The sequence below is a fragment of the Murinocardiopsis flavida genome (assembly GCF_003014485.1).
Taxonomy (GTDB): domain Bacteria; phylum Actinomycetota; class Actinomycetes; order Streptosporangiales; family Streptosporangiaceae; genus Murinocardiopsis; species Murinocardiopsis flavida.
In genome coordinates this window covers 24,538-47,245 of sequence record NZ_PYGA01000022.1, presented here as the reverse complement: position 1 = coordinate 47,245, position 22,708 = coordinate 24,538, and the positions used below count along the sequence as shown (strand labels likewise).

Here is a 22,708-nt window from a genome sequence, read left to right as displayed (position 1 = left end):
CCGCGCATCGCCGGACACGGTGGCGGGCCGCCGCGAAACCGAACGCTACTCGGCGGTAGAGTCGCTGCTGTTCCGGCGCGTTCCCCATGCGACCCACAACGGAGGCGACGATGCGCATCTCCATGCCCCTGCAATACGCGGGCGACCCGAAGCAGGCCGTCGACCAGGTCGTCGAACTGGAGAAGGTCGGACTCGACACCGTCTGGGTCGCCGAGGCGTACGGCTACGACAGCCCCACCTTCATGGGCTATATCGCCGCCCGCACCGAGCGCGTCAACATCGCCGCGGCCATCCTCAACGTCTACACCCGCACCCCCTCCCTCATCGCGCAGACCGCAGCGGGGCTCGACTACCTCTCCGACGGACGCGCCGTCCTCGGCCTCGGCGCCAGCGGCCCCCAGGTCATCGAGGGCTGGCACGGCGTCCCCTACAAGCGCCCGCTCGCCGCCACCAGGGAGACCGTGGAGATCTGCCGCAAGATCTGGGCGCGGGAGGAGCGCCTGACCCACGACGGCGCGGTCTTCACCCTGCCGCTGCCCCCGGAGGACGGCACCGGCCTCGGCAAGCCGCTCAAGCTGATCAACCACCCCGTGCGCCCGGCGATCCCCACCTTCATCGCGTCCCTCGGCGCGAAGAACGTGGCCCTGACCGCCGAGATCGCCGACGGCTGGCTGCCCATCCTCTTCATCCCGGAGAAGGCCGACGCGGTGTGGGGCGCGGCGCTCGCCGAGGGCGCCGCCAAGCGATCCCCCGACCTCGGCCCCCTCCAGATCGCCGCCGGCGGCATGCTCGCCATCGGCGAGGGCCCCGAGACCAAGGCGCTGCTCGACTTCGCCCGGCCCATGATCGCGCTGTACGTCGGCGGCATGGGCGCCAAGGGCAAGAACTTCTACAACACGCTCGCCCAGCGCTACGGCTACGCCGACGCGGCGGCCGAGATCCAGGACCGGTACCTGGCCGGCGACAAGGAGGGCGCGGCGGCGGCGGTGCCCGAGGAGATGCTGGAACTCACCAACCTGGTCGGGCCGGAGTCCTACGTCAGGGAGCGGGTCGAGGCGTTCCGCGAGGCGGGGGTCACCCACCTCAACGTCACCCCCGCGGCCGACGACCCCGTGGCGCTGATCGAGAAGGTCAACGGCTGGCTGAGCTGACCGCCCCCTCCTCCGCTGCGGCGGAGGCGAGGGCGCGGGCGAGGCCGGGGCGGGTGAGGACGTCGGTGGAGTCGGCGATCTGGTCGACCCCGCCCACGAGCGGGAGCGCGCGCAGGAAAGGGTCGTCGACCCGCTCCATGAGCGCCTCGGCGAACCGCCGGGCGTCCAGCACCGGGTACGGGCGGGCGTGGAAGGGGCGGGTCCGCGGGTCGCGCGGCGACGCCAGCGGGGCGCCGCTCAGCACCACCGCGCCGTTCTGCCAGGCCGCGACCTCCTCGTAGGCCCCGGCGAGGGCGTCCTGGCGTTCGGCGGGGTCGGCCGCAGCCAGCGCGGCGCCCAGCCGTTCGGCGGCCGGCGCGGCCTCGGGGACCTGGGCGAACGCGGTGCCCAGCCACTTGGAGTACGGGGGGTAGCGGCGCGCGAGCAGCAGGCACAGCCGCATCACGTCGCGGGCCTGGCGCGCCGCGACCACGCGGCTGCCGAGGTCGTCGCCCGCCTCGGCCGCGCGCCCGACGAACGGCTCCTCCTGGTCCAACCGCACCCACAGGGCGGCCGCGAGGTAGCGGCGGACGTCGTCGGGGTAGCAGGCGAGCCGCGCGCGCAGCGCTGTCAGCGCGCCTTCGCCGCTGTCGTCGCGCAGCCCGTCGTGGTAGACCGCGCCACCCGTGACCTCGGCGAACCGCTGGGCCGGCACGGCGAGCCAGTCGGTCGTCGCGATGCCCCCGCGCGGGTCGACGCCGAGGCGGGCGCGCAGGAACGAGCCGGGGTCGGTGACCGCCACCCGGTGCTCACCCGCCCCGTCGGCGGCCGCGGCGTCGGTGCCGTCCTCGTGCCGCGTGTAGCGGACCGGCCAGCCGCGGAACCGCTCGGGCAGCCGCCGGTCGAGCACGGCGCTGATGGCGGGGCCCTGCGTGCGCGCCACCTCGGGGTCGAGGAACAGGTGCACCCGCGGCCCCCAGTCGTGGTCGGTGGAGCGGGCGCTGTCGAAGCCGAGGACGTCGGACCCCTCCCCGATGCGCGCGGCGCTGTAGCGCAGCCCGGGGAAGGCGGCGGCGAGCACGGGCCGCACCGCCTCGCGGAAGAAGAGCCCGCACAGCCGCGCGCCAGGGATGAAGGTCGCCGTCACCCGGCCGATCCTAGGAGCGCCGCGCAATGGCGGACAAGCCCGTTTCGCGGTGCCGCGGGGCGGGGGTCAGGACCGCCGGGGCGGTGCGACGCCCCACCCCCATTTCGGGACGGGGGCCCACCCGGCGGCACCGGCGCCCGGCCGGGAGTTGGCGACCGCCAGCCGGGTCCCCCATTCGATGTAGCCGGTGAAGGCCGACCGGAACTCCGGGTCGGCGGGCAGGCCCACCTCGTCGGCCGCGTCCATGAGCAGGGAGATCCAGCGGCGGCGCTGCTGCTCGGTGATGCCCTTGCCGAGGTGCCGGTCGGCCATGCGCTGGAAGCCGCCGCGCTCCTCGGTGTAGTGCTCCGGCCCGCCGAAGACCTCGGCGAGCCACAGCGCGACGTAGTGGGGGTGGTGCGCGTCCATGTGCCGGAACAGCGGTTCGAGGAGGTCGTCGCGGTGCACCTCGCGGTAGAACGCCTCGGTCAGCCGCTCCCATGCCTCGGCGCCCCCGGCCCACTCGTACAGGTTCGGCGCGGTGTCCTCTGCGGCTCCGGCGCCGGCCCCCGCGACGCGGGTGGGTGCGTAGTGCCGCATCTCCTCGATGTCGCGCACGTAGGGCCGGACCTCGGCGACGAAGGCGTGGAACGCGTCACTGGCCCGGAAGCCCTTGAGGTGGTCCTCTGTCGACGTCCAGTCGATCCGCAGGATGTAGCTGCCGGGTTCCTCCTCGCAATGGGAGAGCTCGTATGCCCTGCACTGGGGCGCCGACGCCAAGGGCACCGCGGCCCGGGCGCAGGCGGCCTCGAACTCCGCTCGATCGGGTTCGGCGATGCGGTACCTGATGTACTCAAGGGTCATGCCCAGGAGCCAAGCACCGGCCGCCGCACGCCACCATTGCGTGCGCGCCACATCGCGGTAATCGCGGCCCGCCGTCACGCAGCGGAACCGGCGGGGCGGCGGGCGGAGACCGTGGCGGCCGATGCCGCCCCGTGGCATGGTGATCCCAAGCGCCCAGCGCGGCTCCGCACCAGGTGGGGCCGTGCAGACAGGGAGGAGCCCACCATGCCGAGACCCACACCGTGTCTATGGTTCGACACCCAGGGCGAAGAGGCCGCGAACTTCTACACCGGCGTCTTCGCCGACTCCAAGATCCTGGAGGTGACCCGCTACGGCTCGGCGGGCCCACGCCCCGAGGGCTCGGTCATGACCGTCACCTTCGAACTGGACGGCCAGCGCTACGTCGCGCTGAACGGCGGGCCGGAGTTCACGTTCAGCGAGGCCGTGTCCTTCCAGGTGGACTGCAAGACCCAGGACGAGGTCGACTACTACTGGGAGCGGCTCGCCGAGGGCGGCGAGCAGGGGCCCTGCGGCTGGCTGAAGGACAGGTTCGGCCTGTCCTGGCAGATCGTCCCGACGGTCCTGGCCGAACTGGTCGGCGACCCCGACCCGAAGCGGTCCCAGGCCGCGATGGCGGCCATGCTCACCATGGGCAAGCTCGACATCGCCGCCCTGAAGAACGCCGCCGACGGGGCGTAGCCCGCCCGCGAGCGGCCCGGCGCCCGGCACCGTCACCGGGCGAGTTGCCGCTCCAGCACCGCGCGCGCCTCCACCAGCGACGGGCCGTACCAGGTCAGGTGGCGGCCGCTGACCAGCGCGGCGGGCAGGCCGGGGAACGCCTCCGGGCCGTCGGACGCGGAGAACGCGTACGGCTCGTCGGGCAGGACGACCAGGTCGGCGGGCCCCGATGTCAGCTCCTCGATCGGCACCTTGGGGTAGCGCCCGCCCGACCCCGCGTGCACGTTGGCGACGCCGAGCCGGGCGAGGACGTCCCCGGCGAAGGTGTCGCGGCCCAGCACCATCCAGGGACGCCGCCAGATCGGCACGATCGCGTGCGCCCACGGCCGGGGCCGGCGCGCGATCACGTCGCCCCACGCGTCGGTCGCCGCCTGGAGCCACGCCGGGGCGTCCAGGCCGCACGCCGACAGCATCCGGTCCAGGCTCGTCAGCGCTTCGGGCAGGGTGCGGATGACCGTCACCCACACGGGGATCCCCGCCAGGCGGAGCACGTCGAGGTCGCCCTGCCGGTTCTCCTCGAAGTTCGCCACGACGAGGTCGGGGCGCAGCTCCCGCACCAGGTCGAGGTCGGGGTTCTTGGTGCCGCGCACCCGGGCGAGGGCCAGGCCCGGCGGGTGGGCGCACCAGTCGGTCGCGCCCACCAGCAGGCCGGGGTCGGTGACGGCGACCGCCTCCGTCAGCGACGGGACCAGGGAGACCACGCGGCGCACCCGGGCCGGCACCTCGACGGTCGCCCCGGTGTCGTCGACGGCGGGCCCACTGGTCACGCCGCTCCCGCCACCGCTCACACGTCCGTGATGCGGATCCCCGCGTGCGCCTTGTAGCGCCGGTTCACCGAGATGATGTTCGCGGTCAGCGCCTCCACCTGGTGGGCGTTGCGGAGGCGGCCGCCGTAGATGCCGCGCACCCCCGAGATCCGCGCCGCGAGGGCGCGCACCGTGTCGGTGGCGTCGCGGTCGTCGCCGAGGACGAGGACGTCGAGGTCCACCCGGTCGACCTCGGGGTCGAGCAGCACCACCGCCGAGACGTGGTGGAAGGCGGCGACGACGCGGCTGCGCGGCAGCACCGCCTCGGCCTGCTGAGCCGCGCTGCCCTCGGGCACGTCCAGGGCGAACGCGCCCTTCTTGTCGAAGCCCAGCGGGTTGACGCAGTCGATGACGATCTTGTCGGCCAGCGCGTCGGCGAGCGATTCGAGCAGCGCCCGGTGGCCGTCCCACGGCACGGCGACCACGACGAGGTCGCCCTGCCGGGCCGCCGCCGCGTTGTCGGCCCCGCTGATGTCCGCGCCGGCGCCGAGGCCCTGCCCGACTTCGGCGGCCGCGGTCTCGGCGCGCTCGGCGCTGCGGGAGCCGATGACGACGCGGTGCCCCGCCATCGCGAACCGCCGGGCGAGCCCGCGCCCCTGGTCGCCGGTTCCGCCCAGGACCGCGACGGACAGCCCCGCTACATCGGGGAGGTCGTGAGGAGACTTCTGGTCTGCTGCCATCCCCCGATCATTTCAGGCCGGGCCGCGCCCCAGTGCCTCCGGGTCACCGGCGCGCCGCGGGCGCTTCGGCCGCGCCGGCCGCCCCGCTCTCCGGCCCCGGCGGGCGAACCGGGCGGAGCGGCTGCGGCGGGCCGCGCGCGTAGGGCACCATGGGTGCGTGGAAGCCCATCACGTAGCGGCACTGCACGAACTCCTCGCGGCGACCCCGTGGGTCGACCGCGCCGAGGAGCTGGCCCGCGCGCTGCGCCACACGCGCGACCCCGGCGGGCTGCTGCTCATGGGCACCCCCGAGGAGGAGCCGTGGCACCTCACGGCGCACCTGGACGACGAGAGCAGGTACGCGGGGCTGCCGCAGCTCTCGCCCACGCTCGTCCGCTGGGACCCCGCTCCCGGGGCACCCGCCCACCTGCGCGTCGGCCTCGACCGGCTGGCGGAGGTCCGGCAGGGGGAGACCCTGTTCGTCGTCAACTCGGCGGCCGAGGCGCCGGTCCCGCTGCTCGAACGGGTCGACGACGCCCGGCGCACCGGTGCCACCGTCCTCGCACTCGACCAGGGCGACCGGGAGCTGACCGCGCTCGCCCACGACTCCATCACCCTCGACCCGGCGACCGACCCGCTGTCGTTCGAGAGCCTGCAACACCTGGTGAGCACCGCGGCGGGGCATCCGCGCGCGCAGCGCCGCCCGGGCCTGCGCGACCGGCTCAACCGCTTCCTCGACGTCGTGAGCGGCCCCCGCATCGGCGAGTGACGGGCGCGGGGCCCCGCCTCACCAGCCGCCGAGCTCCTCCGCGACGCTCATCCGCCGCCGGTCGAAGGTCGTCGTGAGCGGCGGGGCGGTGTCCCGGCCCGGCACCGCCTCCTCGACGATCCGGATCCGGTTCCCGCCCGCGAACTCCATGCGCTCGGGGCACGGGGCCTCCTGCCGGTCCCAGACCACGACCTGCCTGCTGAACGGTCCGCCGCGCTCGCGCAGGTACACCCGGCAGGACGGGTCGATGACGCTGACGTAGGACTCCGCGACCAGGACGTGCCGCCCGCCCGGCGCGACCTCGGCGGCCACCGTCTCCTCTGGTGGGCCGGAATGCACCAGGGCGACCAGCGACGCGAGGACCGCCCCCGCCGCGCACAGCAGCGCCCCGGCGACGGCGACCACCACGATCACCCAGACCCGGTGCCCCCAGACGCGCCGCGCGGCAACGGAGTAGAGCACGGTCGCGGCGAACCAGCAGGCCGGCGCCGCGACGGCGTAGAGCACGGGCGCCTCCAGCAGGTAGAAGCGCCGCCCGAGGGGCACGGCGGCGAACGCCGCGAACCCCGCCGCGACGAGCCCGAGCACCAGCACCGCCACGACGACCCGCCGGGTCCGCCGCACGGCGCGCGGGCCGCCGGCACGCGGGGCGTCCGCCCGGACGTGCTCCGCCGCTGTGCGCGGCGCCGGATCGGCCACGCGGCTACTCCTCCCGCTCCTCCTCGGCGTCCCACGCCTCGTTGCGCTCCGCGGCGTGCCGCAGCGCGTTCGCCGCCGAGGGCTCATCGGGGTAGGGGCCCATGCGCACATTGTCCGGGCAGCCCGCGCCGTGTTCGACGCGGCCGTGCTTGAGGCAGTACCACCAGTCGCCGTCCATCGGTCCGCTCATCGCCGCCTCCCGCCGGGTCGATCCGGGCGCGCGCCCGCGCGCCCGCACCCAGCCTGCCATCCGCCCGGCCCCGCGCGCGGCGGCGGCGCACACCGGAATCCCGCGGGCACCCGGCCCGCCGCCGGGCGCCGGGGCGCAGCCCCATGTCAGCACGGCGGGTCGGTAGACTTCGCAGACATGACGACTCCGCTTGTCCCCGGGCGCCTATCGCCGCCGCGCAGGGTCCCCGGCAGCATCGAGCGACCCGAGTACGTCGGGCGCAAACGCCCGGTCGAAGGGGTCCTCGGCGACATCCAGACCCCCGAGACCATCGAGCGCATGCGCGTCGCCGGACGCATCGCCGCGCAGGCCCTCGACGAGGTCGGCCGGCACATCGTGCCCGGCGTCACGACCGACGAACTCGACCGGGTCGGCCACGAGTTCCTCATCGACCACGGCGCCTACCCGAGCACGCTCGGGTACAAGGGCTTCCCGAAGTCGCTGTGCTCCTCGCTGAACGAGGTCATCTGCCACGGCATCCCCGACGACACCGTGGTCGCCGACGGCGACATCGTCAACATCGACATCACGGCCTACATCGGCGGCGTCCACGGCGACACCAACGCCACCTTCGTCGCGGGCACCGCCGACGACGAGTCGCGGCTGCTGGTCGAGCGCACCCGCGAGGCCACCATGCGCGCCATCAAGGCGTGCCGCCCGGGCCGCCAGGTCAACATCATCGGGCGGGTCATCGAGTCCTACGCCAAGCGCTTCGGCTACGGGGTGGTCCGCGACTTCACGGGCCACGGCGTCGGCCCGGAGTTCCACTCCGGCCTGGTGATCCCGCACTACGACGACCCCCGCGCCGACACCGAGATGGTGCCGGGCATGACGTTCACGATCGAGCCCATGATCACCCTGGGCGACATCGCCTACGACGTGTGGGACGACGGCTGGACCGCGGTCACGTCCGACCGCAGGCGCACCGCCCAGTTCGAGCACACCCTCGTCATCACCGCCACCGGCGCCGAGATCCTCACCCTGCCGTAAGGCGCCGCTCCACCCGCACACCCTGTCCGCACCCCCCGCACGCGGCGGCGCCCACCGGTGCCGCCGCGTGCGGCCGCGGACGCGAGGCAATAGGGTCGGGCACCGTGAAGATCCTCATCTCGGCCGACATGGAGGGGGCGACGGGGGTCACCTGGCCCGCCGACGTCGAGCCCGGCACCGAGCAGTGGCAGCGCTGCCGCACCATGTTCACCTCCGACGTCAACGGCGCCATCGCGGGCTTCTTCGCGGGCGGCGCCACCTCGGTCCTCGTCAACGAGGCGCACTCCACGATGCGCAACCTGCTGCTGGAGGAGCTGGACGACCGCGCCACCATGCTCACCGGTCGGCACAAGGACCTCACGATGGTCGAGGGGGTGCAGCACGGCGACGTCGACGGCGTCGCGTTCCTCGGCTACCACTGCGGCGCGGGCGCCGAAGGCGTCCTCGCGCACACCTACCTGCCGAACTCCATCACCGGGGTGTGGCTCGACGGCGAACCCGCGAGCGAGGGGCGGCTCAACGCCCACGTCACCGCCGCGTACGGCAGCCCCGTCGTCCTGGTCACCGGCGACGACCGCGCCTGCGACGACGCCGCGACCTACGCACCGGCGGCCCGCACGGTCGCCGTGAAGGACCACGTGTCGCGCTACGCCGCCGTGTGCCGCCCGCCCGCCCGGACGTTCGCCGACATCGCTGCGGCCGCGGAGTCCGCCGCGCCGCTGGCGCGGCGCACGGCACCGGTCGCGCACGGCGAACTCACGGTGGAGGTGGAGGTCGACGCCGCGCAGCTGGCCGGCGCCGCCGCCATGGTGCCCGGGGTGACCCAGATCGGGGAGCGGCGGGTCCGCTACACGGCGCCCGGCGCCTACGCGATGATCCGCTGCTTCAAGGCCGTGACCACGCTCATCTCGGCGGCGGTGGAGCGCACCTATGGCTGAGCACACCACGCGCACGGCCCCGCACACCGGCGCTGGTAGCGTCCGCGACGACGAGGCCGTCCGGTTCACCTCCGACCTGATCCGGATCGACACCACCAACCGCGGCGGCGGCGACTGCCGTGAGCGGCCGGCCGCCGAGTACGTCGCCGAGCGCCTCGCCGAGGCCGGGATCGAACCCGCCGTCCTGGAGGCCGCCCCGGGCCGCTCCAATGTGGTGGCACGGGTGCCGGGCAGCGACCCCGCGGCGCCGGCCCTGCTCGTCCACGGGCACCTCGACGTCGTCCCCGCCGACCCTGCCCAGTGGAGCGTGCACCCGTTCTCCGGCGAGGTCCGCGACGGCATGGTGTGGGGCCGCGGCGCGATCGACATGAAGAACGCCGACGCTGTCGTGCTCGCCGTGGTGCGGGAGTGGGCGCGCAGCGGCCGGCGGCCGCGCCGCGACATCGTCCTCGCGTTCACCGCCGACGAGGAGGACAGCGCCGCCTACGGCGCCGACTACCTCGTGCGCGAGCACGCCCACCTGTTCGAGGGGTGCACCGAGGGCGTCAGCGAGTCCGGCGGGTACACCTTCCACGCCGCCGATTCCGGCGGCGGCCCGCTCCGCATCTACCCCGTCGCGGCGGCCGAGCGGGGCACCGCGTGGCTGCGCCTCAGCGCGCACGGCACCGCCGGCCACGGGTCCAAGGTCAACTACGACAACGCGGTCGCGGCGCTGGCCGCGGCGGTCGCCCGCATCTCCGCGCACCGCTGGCCGGTGCGGCTCACCCCGGTGACCCGCGCCGCGCTGGCGGGCATCGCCGCCGCCGTCGGGGTGCCCGCCGACCCGCACTCCCCGGCGTTCGACCCCGAACGCGACCTCGACCCGCTGCTCGACGCGCTGGGCCCGGCGGCGGCGATGCTGCGCTCCACCGTGCGCAACAGCGCCAACCCCACGATGCTCGACGCCGGGTACAAGGTGAACGTCATCCCGGAGACCGCGTCGGCGGGGGTCGACGGCCGGATCCTGCCCGGCGGCGAGGCGGAGTTCCGCGCGACCCTCGACGAACTCACCGGCCCCAAGGTCGACTGGGAGTTCGCGCACCACACCACCCCGGCATCGGCGCCGGTCGACGCGCCCCTGTTCGGCGAGATGCGCGCGGCGCTGCTGGCCCACGACCCCGGGGCGCACGTGGTCCCGGTGTGCATGTCGGGCGGCACCGACGCCAAGCAGTTCGCCGCCCTCGGCATCGCCGGGTACGGGTTCACCCCCCTGCTGATGCCGCCCTCCCTGGAGTACGGGACCCTGTTCCACGGCGTCGACGAACGCGTGCCCGTCGAGGCCCTGCACTTCGGTGCGCGGGTCATGGACCGGTTCTTGACCGCATCGGGTGGCGGGCGCTAGTGATGGGTACCACCCCGCCGCCACCATCCCCACCGAACGTGAGGACCCCGACGTGACCGAGCGCCTGCCCTACGGCTCCTGGCCCTCCCCCATCGACGCGGCGACCGTCGCCCGCCACGACGGCACGCCCAACTGGCCGGAGGCCCTCGGCGAGGAGGTGTGGTGGACGGAGGGCCGCCCGGAGGAGGACGGCCGGGTGGCGCTGGTGCGCAGCCGCCTCGACCGCGAGGACCCGCCGCAGACCGTGCTGCCGCCGCCGTGGAACGCCCGCAGCAGGGTCCACGAGTACGGCGGGCACCCCTACGCGCTGCTGGCCGACGGCGCCGGCACGGCCGTGGTCTTCAGCGAGTACAGCGACCAGCGGCTGTACCTCTACTCCCCCGACTCCGGGGGCGAGCCGACCGCGCTGACCCCGGTCCCCGAGATCCCCGGCGGGCTGCGCTACGTCGAACCGGTCGCGGGCCCGCGCACCGGGGAGGTGTGGTGCATCCGCGAGACCCTCACCGGCCCGGCGCCCACCGACGTCGCCCGCGCCATCGTCGCGGTGCCCCTCGACGGCTCCGCCGCCGAGGACCCCGCCGCCGTCCGCGAGGTCGCCTCCGGGCACCGGTTCCTGGCCTGCCCGCGGCTGTCGCCCAACGGCAGGCGGCTGGCGTGGATCGGCTGGAATCACCCCGACATGCCGTGGGACGCCACCGAGCTGCGCGTCGCCGACATCGACGTCCAGGGCCGCGCGGCGGGGGCGCGCACCGTGGCCGGCGGGCCGCGCGAGGCGGTCGTCCAGGTCGAATGGGCCAACCCCGACCGGTTGTACTACGTGAGCGACCCCGAGGGCTGGTGGAACCCGTTCCGGCTCACCATCGGCCCCGACGGCGACACCGTTGAGCCGCTCGGTCCGGTCGAGGAGGAGTTCGGCGGGCCGCTGTGGCAGCTCGGCGCGCGGTGGCTGCGCCCGCTGCCCGACGGCAGGATCGCGGCCGTCCACGGCACCGCGTCGACCCGGATCGCCGTGACCGAACCCCGCTCCGGCCGGTTCTTCGACCTCGCCACCCCGTTCACCGAGTGGTCGCCGCGGCTGACCCTCGCCGGGACCGACCGGTCCACCATCGTGAGCATCGCCGCGTCGGCCGAGCGGGCGCACGAGGTCATCGCGGTCCAGCCCGACAAGGCCGCGTGGCGCTCGCTGAGCCGGCCCGGCGGCGACACCGCCGACCCGCTCGCCCCCTACCTGTCGGCGCCGCGGCCCCGCGTCTTCACCTGCCGCCCCGCCGCGGGCGGCGAGCGCGAGGTGCACGCCGTCGTGCACCCGCCGCGCAACCCCGCCGCGTCAGGGCCCGACGACGCCGCCGCGCCCTACGCCGTCTGGGTGCACGGCGGCCCCACGAGCCGCGCGCCCATGGTCCACGACCTGGAGATCGCGTACTTCACCAGCCGCGGCATCGGGGTGGCGGTCGTCAACTACGGCGGGTCGACCGGGTTCGGCCGCGCCTACCGCGAACGGCTCAGGGAGAACTGGGGCGTCGTCGACGTCGAGGACTGCGCCGCCGTCGCCGGGGCGCTCGCCGAGGAGGGCGCCGCCGATCCCGCGCGCATCGCCATCCGCGGCGGCAGCGCCGGCGGCTGGACCAGCGCGGCGGCCCTGGCGTCGACCGACGTGTTCAGCTGCGCGGCCATCCTCTACCCCATCCTGGACCTGGCGGGCTGGCGCAACGGCGAGACCCACGACTTCGAGTCCCAGTACCTCGAAAGCCTCGTGGGGCCGTGGCCGCAGACCCGCGAGCGCTACGAGGAGCGCTCCCCGGTGAACCGGGCGGCGTCGGTCACGGCCCCGTTCGTGCTGATGCAGGGGTTGGAGGACGCGATCTGCCCGCCCGTGCAGTGCGAGCGCTTCCTTGAGCGGATCGCGGCACTGGCGGCCGACGGCAAGGGCGTCCCGCACGCCTACCTGACCTTCGACGGCGAGCAGCACGGGTTCCGCAAGGAGCCCACGATCATCGCCGCGTTGCAGGCGGAGCTGTCGCTGTACGCGCAGGTGTTCGGCTTCGAACCGGCGGGCGGCCCGCCGGTGCTGGAGCTGCGCCCGTGACCCCGGTCCGCCGCGTCCGGGGCGGGTAGCCCATGCGGACCGCCGCGCCGCTGGCCCGGCCGCCGCGGCTGCGGCGCGGCGACCGGGTGGCCGTCGTCTCCCCGTGCAGCCCGATGCCGGCCGACCGGCTCGACGCCGCCTGCGCGGTCGTGCGCGGCTGGGGCCTGGAGGTGGTCGAGGGCGCGCACGCGCGCGACCGGCACCCCGCGCTGCACTACCTCGCGGGGACCGACGCCGACCGGGCCGCCGACCTGCGCGACGCCTGGCTCGACCGCGGTGTCTCGGCCGTGCTGTGCGCGCGGGGCGGCGACGGCGCGCACCGCACCCTCGACGCGCTGGACTTCACCGAGCTGCGCCGCGGCGCGCCCAAGGCGTTCGTCGGCTACAGCGACGTCACGGCGCTGCACGAGGCGTTCGCGGTGGAGATGGGGGTGGCGACGGTGCACGGGCCCGTCATCGCCTCGGCGGAGTTCCTGAACGACGCGCGGACGGCCGAGGAGCTGCGCGCCACCCTCATGGAGCCCGAGACCCGGCTGCGTCTGACGTCCGACACCGCCGAACCGCTGGTCGGCGGCGCCGCGCACGGCATCACGGTGGGCGGCAACCTCAGCCTGCTCGCCGACGGCATCGCGACCCCGCACAGCCGCCCCTCGGCGGCAGGGGGGATCGTGCTGCTGGAGGACATCGGGGAGGACGTCTCCCGCATCGACCGGATGCTCACCCAGCTGCTGCGCAGCGGCTGGCTGCGCGGCGCGGCGGGGTTCGCGCTCGGGTCGTGGCGCGACTGCACGCCGGGGCCCGAATCCATCAGGGAGCTGATGCGCGAACGCCTCGGGCCGCTGGGCGTCCCCGTGGTGTGGGAGCTGGGGTTCGGCCACGGGGCCAGCCAGCTCACCGTGCCGCTGGGGGTCGCCGCGGTGCTCGACGCCGACCGCGGCGAGCTGCGGCTGCACGAGCCCGCGCTGGCGTGACACCGGTGCGGCGGCACTGGCGCGGCCCCCGGTGTCAGCCGAGGCCAGTGTCAGCTGAGAAACGCGCGCAGCAGCGCGTCCTGCTCCGCGGTGAGCTGGACGGCGGCCCCGACCTCCAGGGCGCGGCGGGACGCAGGCACCCCGAGATGGGTGCCGACCCCGCCCTGTTCGACTGGATCACCCGGCGCGCCGCCGAGAGGGCCGGGCACTGACCCGACACCGGTCCGGGCCCGGACCGGGCACCCCGCCGGACCGGGGCCGGGCCGCCGCGCGATCCGGCGCGCCGCTTCCACACCGAAAACACGCGTGCCCATTGCGGTTCCTTAACCCTCCGTGCGGAGACTCGAAGTAGGGGGACGCGCCCGGGAGATCCCCGGACCGTCCCGCGAGGGGCAGGTGAGCGCGATGACGACGACACCAGCGCAGAACCGGCGGCGCACACAGCGGCAGGGGCCGGTGCCCGTGCAGCGCACCGGCAGCACCCGGGCCGCCGTGCGCCCCGGCGGCCTGCGGGGCACGGTCGAGTTCGCGGGGGCCATGCTGGCCAGCGTCTTCGCCGCCGACATCGTCGTCCCCGAGGCCGAGCCCGGCGTCATCCGCGACCAGCTCGTCGAACTGGGCTACCTCGACAACGCGGCCGGCCACGCCGAGCGCATCGAGGCACTGCGCTCGTTCCAGCGGACCCACGGACTGCGCCCCGACGGCGTCGCCGACGCCCGCACCGTGACCATCCTGACCAGGGACTCCCGCGAACACCGCGAACTCCGCGCCCTGGGGCTGTAGAACGACGTGGCCGCCCATGGGGCCGCGCGCGGACGTTCGGTGGACGTCGGGTCCGCTGGGCGGCCTTGTGCGCTGCCAGGACACCGGTGACCAGTGGGAAAAGGCAGCACCAAAGGCGCCAGGGGCCCGGCCGGGCGATCGTCGGCGGCGTGCCGACGCACCGCTCGCACCGGGGCCTGCCGGCTCATTCCCAATTCCGGACGAAGTACTCCCCCGGTCGCGGGTGGGCGTTCGGCTTATTCGGCAGCCTCCGTGAAGTGATTACCACTTCGGGCGCCGTGAAGTGGGAAATACTTCACGGAGGCCGGCCACCGGGGTGAACGCGGCGCCGGCACCGTGCGGATGACCGCCGACCGGATCCCACCGCCGTCGTCAGTGCCGCTTTTCCCGCAGACCACCCGCATCCCGCCCGGTGACAAGGCCGCCCCGCAGACCTGCGGCCATGTTCTTGGCCCGGCGTGCTCTGGCCTCGACCAGGTCGAGCAGCAGCGCTTGCAGCGACTGGCCCTTTGCGTCGGCCGCCCGAACCAGGGCGTCGCGAACGTGTTCAGGGACGCTCTCGATCCTCAGCACAACCATGGATGGGGTTTTACATGCGCCATGAGCCGCGTGCCTACTCCGCTTGGGTATTCGCCGTGGACCAGGCGGACCATAGGGTCGCGTAGGTGCCGCCGGAGGACAGCAGCTCCGCGTGGGTGCCGGTCTCGACCACGCGGCCCTGGTCGAGGACGACCACGGTGTCGGCGGTCGCGGCCTGCGTGAGGCGGTGGACGACGACGATCGCCGTCCGCCCCGCCAGGATCCGGTCGGCCGCGGCCTCCAGGACCCGGGCCCCCGCGCTGCCCGCCTCGGCCGTGGCCTCGTCGAGCACGGCGACCGGCGGGTCGGCCAGCGCGAGGCGGGCCAGCGCCAGCTGCTGGGCGCGGGTGGCGGTCAGCCGGTGCCCGCCGTCGCCGACGACGGTGTCGAGCCCGTCGGGGAGCGCCCGGACCCACGCATCGGCGCCGACCAGGTCCAGCGCCGAGTGCAGGGCCGCGTCGTCGGCGTCCGGCCGGGCCAGCCGCAGGTCCTCGGCGAGCGGCCCCGCGAAGACGTGCACCTCCTGAGTGACCAGGGCGACCTGGGCGCGGGTTGCGGCCGGGCCGAGCGCGTCGAGGCGCACCCCGCCGATCTCGACCGTCCCGGAGTCCGGCTCGTGGACCCCCGCCGCGAGCTTCGCGAGCGTGGTCTTGCCCGCGCCGCTCGCGCCGACCAGCGCGACCCGCGCCCCCGCGGGCACGTCCAGGTCGACGCCGTGCAGCACGTCGTGGCCGGGGGTGTAGGCGTAGCGCGCGGCGCGCACCCGCACCGCCGCCCCCTTCGGCGCGGGCGGCTCCGCCGGATCGTCCGGCGGCGGCATCTCGGCGACCCCCACCAGCCGGGTGAACCCGGCGCCGGCCTCCTGCACGGTGTCGAACAGGTACAGCAGGACGTTGATGGGGTTGAACAGCGCGATGAAGTACAGGGCCGCGGCCGACGCCGTCCCGATGCTCACGGCGTCCGACGTCACCAGCCAGAAGCCGACCACCAGGATCGCGGCGAGGCCGACGTACTCGGCGGCGTTCAACCGGGCGAGGAAGCGCGTCCGCAGGACGTTGGCGCGCAGCGCGAGGCCGACGGCCGCCCGCGACCGGGCGTCGACGCGCGCCAGGTGCCCGGCCGAAAGGCCGAAGGCGCGCACCGTCGCGGCGCCGCCGACCGAGTCGAGGAGCTGCTGCGCGCGCTCCCCTTCGGCGACGCGCTCGCGCGCGTACACCGGGGCGGTCGCGCGCAGGTACCGGCGCAGGGCGAACGCCTGGATGGGCACGGCGCACAGCCCGGCGAGCATCAGCCGCCAGTCGAGCGCGCCGAGCCCGGCGATGGTCAGCAGCACCGTCAGCCCGGACATGGCGAAGACGGGGATCGCCTCGCGCACGGCCTTGGCGATGACCGAGACGTCGCCGGACACCCGCGCGACGACGTCGCCGGACCCGGCCTGCTCCACCCGCCCCATGGGCAGCCGCAGCGCCCGGTCCATGACCCGTTCCCGCAGCACCGCCAGGACGGACTCGCCCAGTTGCGCGGCGAGCGCCTTTCCGGCGGCGAGCAGCACCGCCTGCGCCACGGCGAGGCCGGCCAGCAGCGCCACCGGCGGCACCAGGGCCGCCGCGGCGCCGCCGGCGACGATCAGGTCGACCATCCGGCCGATGATCGGCGGCCCCGCGAGCTGCGCCACTGTGCCCAGTACGAGCGCCGCCACGCTCAGCACCGCGAGCGGCCGGTGCGGCCGCAGCAGGCGGCGCAGCATCCGCCGCGCCTGGCGGGGGGACGCGGTCGGCAGCAGGCCGGGCCGGGCGCCGGTGCCGTCAGCGGCCCGGCGGGTGTCGGGGGTCGTCACGTGAGCACCGTCTCCCGGTAGCGGGGGTCGTCGGCGACCAGGTCGGCGTGCGTGCCCTCCGCTGCCGCCGTCCCGGCGTCCAGCAGCACGACCCGGTCGCACACGGCGAGCAGCGCCGGGCTGGTCGTCACGAGCACCGTGCTGCGCCCGTGCCGGACCGCGCGCAGCCCCTCGGCGACGCGGGCCTCGGTCACGGAGTCGATGGCGCTCGTGGGCTCGTGCAGCACCAGCACCACCGGGTCGGCCGCCAGCGCCCGCGCCAGGGCGACCCGCTGGCGCTGCCCGCCTGAGAGCGAGCGGCCCCGTTCGGAGATGACCGTGTCCAGCCCGGCGGGCAGTGACGCCGCCACCTCGTCGACCGCCGCCGCGGCGACCGCGGCGTCGCGCACCCCGGCGCGGTCCTCGGCGGGGTCGGCGGCACCGGCGAGGTTCTCGCGGACGGTGCCCTCGAACAGGTCGGCGTCGTGGTCGCCGATGAGGACCGCCGCGTGGGCGTCGCCCGGCGCGAGGCCGACCAGCGGAACCCCGTCGAGGAGCACCGACCCGGACGCGGGTTCGCAGCGGCGGCCCAGGCAGTCCAGCAGCGCGGCCGCGGCGGCCTGGTCGGGTGCCGCCACCCCCACGAGCGAACCGGCGGGGACGTGCAGCGACAGCCCGTTCAGGGCGCCGTGGTGCAGCCCGTCGACGCGCACCTCGCCGCGCGCCCCGGCGGGGACGGCCGACCCGTCACCGGCGCCGACGGCGGTCGGCGCGCCCAGCACGTCCGCCACCCGCCCCGCCGACGCGCGCACCTGCGCGTACAGGGACCGCATGACGGCGAAGCGCTCCATGGGGGAGGTGAGGAACTGGGCCAGGCCGACCGCGGAGATGAGCTGGCCGACGGTGATGCGCTCGTCGATCGCGAACACGCCGCCGACGTAGGCGACCAGGGCGAGGAACGCGCCGACGGTGAGCGGCGCGATGCTCTCGACCGCCGCCTCGGCGCGGGCCGCCGAGAGGGTGGCGCGCAGTGAGCCGCGGCTGGCGCCGACGTAGCGGTCGGCGGCGGCGCGCTCGGCGCCGATGCCCTTGAGGGCGCGCAGCCCGCGCACCAGGTCGGCGGCGAGCCCGGCGGCGCGGGCCACCCGCGCCTGCTCGGCGCGGCCGCGCCGCTCAAGGGGGCGCCCGAGCAGGTGGGAGAGCAGCAGCACGGGCGGCAGCCCGACCACCACCAGCAGTCCCAGCGGGACCGAGATCAGCAGCAGCGAGACCACGGCGACCGTGAACGCCGACGCGGCCGCGGCGCTCATGGCGACGACGAGCGCCACGGAGGCGACCCGCTGCGCGTCGGAGGTGGCGACGCTGAGGAGCGCACCGGAGGTGCGGCCGTCCTCGGCGCCGCCGCGCGGGTGCAGCACCCGCGCCGCGACCTCGCCGCGCAGGTCGTGCTCCGCGTACTGGGCGGCCTGCACCCCCAGCCGCGACCCGTACTTGTAGCTGAAGGACAGCAGCAGGAACGCCGCCGCCAGCGCGCCGAGCCCGAGGCCGAGGCCCGCCGTGCTGCGCTCGCCGAGCGCCTGGTCGATGACCACCCCGACCAGTACGGGCACCATGGCCTCGCCCGCCTGGTGGCTGACCATCAGCGCCGCCGAGCCGCTCAGCAGCGCACGGCGGCCGCGCAGCGCGCGCCGGATCACCGCTCCCGGCGTCCATTCCCCGAGGGGCGCCTCCGTGTCGCCGCCCTCGTGCCCGACGCGGTCGGGGCGGCCGTCCACGAGCGCGTCGGCGGTCACCGCCGCCTCCGGCCGGGCCGGCACCGTCGCCGTGGTCGCATCCAGAATCCCCGCACATCCCTCAAGGAAAGAAAAAGCAAGGCTAACCTAACATTGAGGTATTCCCGGGCCTGCTCCAACCCCCGCCCGCGGCGCACCGCCCCGGCGGCCGTCGAGGTTCGCGGGGGGCGGGGCCGCGCGGGCTACGTGCCGGCGGGTTCGCCGAGGGCCGCGTAGTGGCAGGCCGCCAGGTGGGAGTCGCTCCCGGCGGGGAGGACGCCGGGGTCCTCGCCGCGGCAGCGGTCGGCGATCCCCGCGCGGTCCGCCTCGCCCGAGGCGAGGATCTGGCAGCGGGCGTGGAAGCGGCACCCTCCCGGGACGCGGGTGGGGTCCGGCGGCTCGCCCGTGAGGACGACCCGCTCCGCGACCCCGCCCTCGGGCAGCACGGACAGCAGGGCCTGGGTGTAGGGGTGGCGCGGGGCGGTGAGCACCTCTTCGACCGTCCCCGACTCGACGACCCGGCCGAGGTACATCACCGCGACCCGGTCGGCGATGTTCCACGCGAGCCCCAGGTCGTGCGTGACGACCAGCGCGGAGAGGCCGAGGTCGTCGCGCAGCCGCAGCAGCAGCGCGAGGATCTCGCCGCGCACCGACGCGTCGAGCGACGCCACCGGCTCGTCGGCGACGATGACCTCGGGGTCGAGCACCAGCGCCCCCGCGATGACCACCCGCTGGCGCTGCCCGCCGGACAGCTCGTGCGGGTAGCGGAGGAAGAACCGCTCGGGCGGCCGCAGCCCGGCGCGCGCCAGCGCGTCGGCCACCTTCGCCTTCTCGTCCGCGGTGACGCCGTAGTGGATGCGCAGGCCCTCCGCGACCGCGTCGTAGACGACGTGCCGGGGGTTCAGCGAACCGCTGGGGTCCTGGAGCACCAGTTGGGCGCGCCGCCGGTACGCCTTGAGGGCCTTGCCGGTGTAGGACAGCGGGCGCCCCTCGAAGGTGACCCTGCCGTCCGTTGGGCGCTCCAGGCCCAGCAGGGTCCTGGCGAGGGTGGTCTTGCCGCAGCCCGACTCCCCGACCAGCGCGATGATCTCCCCGGCGCGCACGTCGAGGTGGACGCCGTCGACCGCGCGGGCGACCCCGCGGTCGCCGCGCCCCTTGAACCGCACCTCCAGGCCCTCCGCGCTGAGCACGGGCGCCGCCGCCCCGCCGGGGACGGCGCGATCGCCCGCGTCGTCCCGGGTCGCGGGGTCGGGGCCGGTCTGGGCGGTCATCGGATCTCCTCCGGCTGGGCGGGGTCGGCGCCGTTCGCGGGGCGGTCGGGCGGTGCGGCGGACGGTGCGGCGGGCGCGGGCGGCACGCCGAGCTCCACGGCCTGCTCGTCGCTGAGGACGTGCACGCACGCGGCCCGGCGCTCGGCGCCGGCCCGCCAGAGGGCCGGGTCGGTCTCGGCGCAGCGGTCCTGCGCCGCCGGGCACCGCGGCCGGAACGAGCAGCCCGCGGGCAGGGCCGCGGGGTCGGGCGGGTCGCCGGGGAGGCCGCGGGGCCTGCGCCGGGACGCGGGGTCGCCGATCCGCGGGAACGCGGCGCTGAGCGCCTCGCTGTAGGGGTGCCGCGGGGTGCTGAACACCTCGTGGGCGGCCCCCTCCTCCACGACCCGGCCCGCGTACATCACGGCGAGGCGGTCGCAGGTGTCGGCCAGGACCGACAGGTCGTGGCTGATCATCAGCATCGAGATGCCGTGGTCGGAGACGAGCCCGCTGATGAGCCGGAGGATCTGCGCCTGGATCATCACGTCCAGCGCCGTCGTCGGCTCGTCGGCGATGATCAGCCGGGGGTTGCACGCCAGTGCCATGGCGATCATGACCCGCTGCCGCTGCCCGCCGGACAGCTCGTGCGGGTACGCCGCGGCCCGCTGCTGGGGCAGGCCGACCTGCTCCAGCAGGGCGCTCACGCGCGTGCGCACCTCGGCGGGCGTCCGCTGCTCGTGCAGCAGTATCGGCTCGGCGATCTGGTCGCCGATGCGGCGCACCGCGTTCAGGGAGTGCATCGCCCCCTGGAACACGATGGACGCCCCGGCCCAGCGCACCGCGCGCAGCCGCCCCCATTTCATGGTGAGGACGTCCTCGCCGTCGAGCAGGATGCGCCCGCTCATCCTGGCGGTCGAGGGCAGCAGCCGCAGCAGCGCGAGCGCGATGGTGGACTTGCCGCACCCCGACTCCCCCGCGACACCGAGCTTCGTGCCCGGCGCCACGGCGAGGTCGACCCCGCGCACGGCCGGCACGTCGCCGCTGCCGGTGCGGTAGGTGACGGACAGGTCCTCGACCGCGAGGAAGTTGGTCCGCTGCGCGGCGTCGTTGCCTCCGGTGCTCATCGGCGCTCCCTCAGACGGGGGTTGAGCACGCCTTCGATGGCACGCCCGCACAGGGTGAACGCGAGCGCCACGAGGACGATCGCGAGGCCGGGCGGCAGCAGGTGCCACCACAGGCCGGAGCTGACTGCCCCGGCGTTGCGCGCCTCCTGGAGGGTGCCGCCCCACGACAGGGTGTTGGGGTCGCCGAGCCCGAGGAAGGCCATGGTCGACTCCATGATGATCGATTCGGCGACGGTCAGCGTGGTCTGCGCCAGCACGATCGGCATCACGTTGGGCAGGACGTGGCGGGTCATGACGTGCCCGTGCCCGCCGCCGAGCGCCTTCGCGCGGTCGATGTAGGGGCGCGCCTCGACCGCGAGGGTCTGCGCGCGGACCAGCCGCGCCGTCGTCGGCCACGCGGTCAGGCCGATGGCGAGGATGATGGTGACCGTGCCCTGTCCCATGACCGCGGCGAACGCGACCGCGAGGACCAGTGCGGGCAGCACCAGGACCCAGTCGGTGATCCGCATGAGCACGGTCGACCCGAACCCGCCGTAGTGCCCGGCGACGATCCCGACGAGGGTGCCCAGGCCGACGCACATGAGGGTGGCGAGGAACCCGACCGTCAGCGAGACCCGCGAGCCCCAGATGACGAGGTCGAGGATCGAGCGCCCGTAGTTGTCGGTGCCCAGCGGGTAGGCCGCGCTCGGCGGCTCGTGCGGCCCGCCCGGCGCGTCGGTGAGGCTGAGGTCGGCGGGGCCGATCAGCAGCGGGGCGCAGAGCGCGATCAGCACGAACACGGCGAGCCCCGCGAGGCCCGCCAGCCCGGCCCGGTTGCCGCGGTACCCGGCCCAGAACCGGCCCAGCGAGTGGCGCCTGCGCCGCCAGGCGAGGGCGCGGGGCGACGCGGGGGCCGCGGACCCGCCGCCGGCCTCCCCCGGCGGGCGCTCGACCGGCCCGGCGCTCACGTGCGCACCCGCGGATCGAACAGCGGGTAGACGAAGTCGGCCAGCAGGTTCATGAAGATCACCGATGCGGAGAAGAAGATGAAGAGCCCCTGCACGAGCGGCAGGTCGGGCACCGAGAGCCCTTCGTAGAAGAGCATCCCCAGGCCGGGCCAGGAGAAGACCGCCTCGACCAGGATCGTCCCGGACACCACCTGGCCGATCTTGAGGAACAGCAGGGTGACGGTCGGCAGCAGGGCGTTGGGGACCGCGTGGCGGCGCAGCACGAGGTCGTCGCGCAGGCCCTTGGCGCGCGCGGTGACCAGGTAGTCGCTGCCCATCTCGTCCAACAGGGACGACCGCATGATCATCAGGTACTGGGCGTACAGGACCGCGACCAGGGTCGCCACCGGCAGCACCATGTGGTGGGCGGTGTCGACGATGACGTTGCCGACGCCGGAGACGTCGGGCGAGCCCATGCCGCCCGTGGGGAACAGGTGCGGCATGCCGCCGGCCCCGCCCGCGAGCACCACGATCATCAGCAGCCCGAGCCAGAACGTCGGCACGGAGAACAGGGTGAGCGCCACCCCGGTGTGGACGCGGTCGGCGGTGGAGCCGCGCCGCCACCCGGCCCGGGTGCCCAGCCACAGGCCGAGGGCCGCCGCGATGAGGGTGGCGGTGCCCACGAGCAGCAGCGTCGGACCCAGCCGCGTCGCGATCAGCTCGGTGACCGGCGCCTTGTACTGGTAGGACAGGCCAAGGTCGAGCCGGAGCAGGTCGCGCAGGTACCCCAGGAACTGCTGCCAGAGCGGCTGGTCGAGCCCGAACTGGCGGAACAGCTCCTCCCGCTGCTCCGGTGTCACCTTGCGGCCCTGGGTCATGGCCGCCACAGGGTCGCCGGGGATCACCCGGAACAGGAAGAAGCTGGTCACCATGACCGCGAGCAGCGACACCAGCGCGCCGAGGAGCTTCACGGCGAAGTAGCGCAGCGACACGCGGCGGCCGGCGGGCCGCCGCCCCGGCACTGGGCCGGGGGCGGCGGCATCGGGCGCGGCGGCTTCGGACTCGGGCCGCGGCGACGACGAGGAAAGGCTCATTC

The 22,708-nt window shown here is 75.3% G+C and carries 23 protein-coding genes; 10 read left to right on the top strand and 13 right to left on the bottom strand.

Annotation, left to right across the window (positions count from 1 at the left end):
* Positions 1-110 precede the first annotated feature (110 nt).
* Positions 111-1,151, top strand: coding sequence for an LLM class F420-dependent oxidoreductase (locus CLV63_RS25750; RefSeq protein ID WP_106585801.1), 1,041 nt, complete (start codon positions 111-113; stop codon positions 1,149-1,151).
* Here the strand turns inward: CLV63_RS25750 and CLV63_RS25745 are convergent.
* Positions 1,132-2,277, bottom strand: a complete 1,146-nt coding sequence (locus CLV63_RS25745) for a DUF4037 domain-containing protein (RefSeq protein WP_106585800.1) — start codon at positions 2,275-2,277, stop codon at positions 1,132-1,134. The genes CLV63_RS25750 and CLV63_RS25745 overlap by 20 nt on opposite strands.
* 66 nt (positions 2,278-2,343) lie before the next feature.
* Complete coding sequence (locus tag CLV63_RS25740; RefSeq protein WP_106585799.1) at positions 2,344-3,120, bottom strand: group II truncated hemoglobin; 777 nt, start codon at positions 3,118-3,120, stop codon at positions 2,344-2,346.
* A gap of 204 nt (positions 3,121-3,324) precedes the next feature.
* Here CLV63_RS25740 and CLV63_RS25735 point away from each other — a divergent pair, with 204 nt between their 5' ends.
* Positions 3,325-3,798 carry a VOC family protein gene (locus tag CLV63_RS25735; RefSeq protein WP_106585798.1) on the top strand — a complete coding sequence of 158 codons (474 nt, stop codon included), beginning with the start codon at positions 3,325-3,327 and terminating at the stop codon, positions 3,796-3,798.
* A 32-nt stretch (positions 3,799-3,830) separates the two neighbouring features.
* Here the strand turns inward: CLV63_RS25735 and CLV63_RS25730 are convergent, their stop codons facing one another.
* Together CLV63_RS25730 and npdG are read right to left on the bottom strand one after the other, a co-directional pair.
* Entirely contained in the window at positions 3,831-4,604 is a 774-nt protein-coding gene (locus CLV63_RS25730) for a helical backbone metal receptor (RefSeq protein WP_211301472.1), read from the bottom strand.
* A gap of 17 nt (positions 4,605-4,621) precedes the next feature.
* Positions 4,622-5,323, bottom strand: a complete 702-nt coding sequence (gene npdG, locus CLV63_RS25725) for an NADPH-dependent F420 reductase (protein ID WP_106585797.1) — start codon at positions 5,321-5,323, stop codon at positions 4,622-4,624.
* A 157-nt stretch (positions 5,324-5,480) separates the two neighbouring features.
* On the opposite strand from npdG, the gene CLV63_RS25720 reads away from it, so the two are divergent.
* Positions 5,481-6,071 (top strand): hypothetical protein, encoded by a 591-nt coding sequence (locus tag CLV63_RS25720; protein WP_211301471.1) that lies wholly within the window; start codon positions 5,481-5,483, stop codon positions 6,069-6,071.
* 18 nt (positions 6,072-6,089) lie between these two features.
* Here the strand turns inward: CLV63_RS25720 and CLV63_RS25715 are convergent, their stop codons facing one another.
* Positions 6,090-6,770, bottom strand: a complete 681-nt coding sequence (locus CLV63_RS25715; protein ID WP_106585795.1) for a hypothetical protein — start codon at positions 6,768-6,770, stop codon at positions 6,090-6,092.
* A gap of 4 nt (positions 6,771-6,774) precedes the next feature.
* Entirely contained in the window at positions 6,775-6,960 is a 186-nt protein-coding gene (locus CLV63_RS25710) for a hypothetical protein (protein ID WP_106585863.1), read from the bottom strand.
* Between the two features lie 177 nt (positions 6,961-7,137).
* Between CLV63_RS25710 and map the strand changes: the two genes are divergently transcribed.
* The 7 genes from map to CLV63_RS25680 all read left to right on the top strand — a co-directional run bounded on the left by map (position 7,138) and on the right by CLV63_RS25680 (position 14,148).
* Positions 7,138-7,989 (top strand): type I methionyl aminopeptidase, encoded by an 852-nt coding sequence (gene map, locus CLV63_RS25705; protein WP_106585794.1) that lies wholly within the window; start codon positions 7,138-7,140, stop codon positions 7,987-7,989.
* Positions 7,990-8,093: 104 nt separating this feature from the next.
* Complete coding sequence (locus CLV63_RS25700; protein ID WP_106585793.1) at positions 8,094-8,927, top strand: M55 family metallopeptidase; 834 nt, start codon at positions 8,094-8,096, stop codon at positions 8,925-8,927.
* Positions 8,920-10,308 (top strand): M20/M25/M40 family metallo-hydrolase, encoded by a 1,389-nt coding sequence (locus CLV63_RS25695; protein ID WP_106585792.1) that lies wholly within the window; start codon positions 8,920-8,922, stop codon positions 10,306-10,308. Before CLV63_RS25700 ends, CLV63_RS25695 begins: the two co-directional genes overlap by 8 nt.
* A 52-nt stretch (positions 10,309-10,360) precedes the next feature.
* Positions 10,361-12,394 (top strand): prolyl oligopeptidase family serine peptidase, encoded by a 2,034-nt coding sequence (locus tag CLV63_RS25690; RefSeq protein WP_106585862.1) that lies wholly within the window; start codon positions 10,361-10,363, stop codon positions 12,392-12,394.
* A gap of 32 nt (positions 12,395-12,426) precedes the next feature.
* Complete coding sequence (locus CLV63_RS25685; protein WP_106585791.1) at positions 12,427-13,365, top strand: S66 peptidase family protein; 939 nt, start codon at positions 12,427-12,429, stop codon at positions 13,363-13,365.
* A gap of 47 nt (positions 13,366-13,412) precedes the next feature.
* Entirely contained in the window at positions 13,413-13,577 is a 165-nt protein-coding gene (locus CLV63_RS33750; protein ID WP_170134320.1) for a hypothetical protein, read from the top strand.
* A gap of 193 nt (positions 13,578-13,770) precedes the next feature.
* On the top strand, positions 13,771-14,148 hold the full coding sequence (locus tag CLV63_RS25680) for a peptidoglycan-binding protein (RefSeq protein WP_106585790.1): 378 nt from the start codon (positions 13,771-13,773) through the stop codon (positions 14,146-14,148).
* Positions 14,149-14,520: 372 nt separating this feature from the next.
* Here CLV63_RS25680 and CLV63_RS25675 read toward each other — a convergent pair whose 3' ends face one another.
* The 7 genes from CLV63_RS25675 to CLV63_RS25645 all read right to left on the bottom strand — a co-directional run bounded on the left by CLV63_RS25675 (position 14,521) and on the right by CLV63_RS25645 (position 22,706).
* A complete protein-coding gene (locus CLV63_RS25675; RefSeq protein WP_106585789.1) occupies positions 14,521-14,727 on the bottom strand; it encodes a hypothetical protein in 207 nt (68 codons plus the stop codon).
* A 34-nt stretch (positions 14,728-14,761) separates the two neighbouring features.
* Positions 14,762-16,564, bottom strand: a complete 1,803-nt coding sequence (locus tag CLV63_RS25670; protein WP_342751439.1) for an ABC transporter ATP-binding protein — start codon at positions 16,562-16,564, stop codon at positions 14,762-14,764.
* Positions 16,561-18,336, bottom strand: a complete 1,776-nt coding sequence (locus tag CLV63_RS25665) for an ABC transporter transmembrane domain-containing protein (RefSeq protein WP_245929052.1) — start codon at positions 18,334-18,336, stop codon at positions 16,561-16,563. The genes CLV63_RS25670 and CLV63_RS25665 overlap by 4 nt, the downstream gene beginning before the upstream one ends.
* Before the next feature lie 182 nt (positions 18,337-18,518).
* Complete coding sequence (locus CLV63_RS25660; RefSeq protein WP_106585788.1) at positions 18,519-19,586, bottom strand: ABC transporter ATP-binding protein; 1,068 nt, start codon at positions 19,584-19,586, stop codon at positions 18,519-18,521.
* Entirely contained in the window at positions 19,583-20,686 is a 1,104-nt protein-coding gene (locus tag CLV63_RS25655) for an ABC transporter ATP-binding protein (protein ID WP_106585787.1), read from the bottom strand. Before CLV63_RS25655 ends, CLV63_RS25660 begins: the two co-directional genes overlap by 4 nt.
* Positions 20,683-21,633, bottom strand: coding sequence for an ABC transporter permease (locus CLV63_RS25650; protein WP_106585786.1), 951 nt, complete (start codon positions 21,631-21,633; stop codon positions 20,683-20,685). Before CLV63_RS25650 ends, CLV63_RS25655 begins: the two co-directional genes overlap by 4 nt.
* Entirely contained in the window at positions 21,630-22,706 is a 1,077-nt protein-coding gene (locus CLV63_RS25645; RefSeq protein WP_106585785.1) for an ABC transporter permease, read from the bottom strand. Before CLV63_RS25645 ends, CLV63_RS25650 begins: the two co-directional genes overlap by 4 nt.
* Positions 22,707-22,708: the final 2 nt, after the last annotated feature.

Coding starts and splice junctions, on each gene's coding strand:
- CLV63_RS25750 (WP_106585801.1), top strand. CDS start 111: ATGCGCATCTCCATGCCCCTGCAATACGCGGGCGACCCGAAGCAGGCC.
- map (WP_106585794.1), top strand. CDS start 7,138: ATGACGACTCCGCTTGTCCCCGGGCGCCTATCGCCGCCGCGCAGGGTC.
- CLV63_RS25740 (WP_106585799.1), bottom strand. CDS start 3,120: ATGACCCTTGAGTACATCAGGTACCGCATCGCCGAACCCGATCGAGCG.
- CLV63_RS25660 (WP_106585788.1), bottom strand. CDS start 19,586: ATGACCGCCCAGACCGGCCCCGACCCCGCGACCCGGGACGACGCGGGC.
- CLV63_RS25675 (WP_106585789.1), bottom strand. CDS start 14,727: ATGGTTGTGCTGAGGATCGAGAGCGTCCCTGAACACGTTCGCGACGCC.
- CLV63_RS25645 (WP_106585785.1), bottom strand. CDS start 22,706: ATGAGCCTTTCCTCGTCGTCGCCGCGGCCCGAGTCCGAAGCCGCCGCG.
- CLV63_RS25680 (WP_106585790.1), top strand. CDS start 13,771: ATGACGACGACACCAGCGCAGAACCGGCGGCGCACACAGCGGCAGGGG.
- CLV63_RS25695 (WP_106585792.1), top strand. CDS start 8,920: ATGGCTGAGCACACCACGCGCACGGCCCCGCACACCGGCGCTGGTAGC.
- CLV63_RS25710 (WP_106585863.1), bottom strand. CDS start 6,960: ATGAGCGGACCGATGGACGGCGACTGGTGGTACTGCCTCAAGCACGGC.
- CLV63_RS25685 (WP_106585791.1), top strand. CDS start 12,427: ATGCGGACCGCCGCGCCGCTGGCCCGGCCGCCGCGGCTGCGGCGCGGC.
- CLV63_RS25655 (WP_106585787.1), bottom strand. CDS start 20,686: ATGAGCACCGGAGGCAACGACGCCGCGCAGCGGACCAACTTCCTCGCG.
- npdG (WP_106585797.1), bottom strand. CDS start 5,323: ATGGCAGCAGACCAGAAGTCTCCTCACGACCTCCCCGATGTAGCGGGG.
- CLV63_RS25735 (WP_106585798.1), top strand. CDS start 3,325: ATGCCGAGACCCACACCGTGTCTATGGTTCGACACCCAGGGCGAAGAG.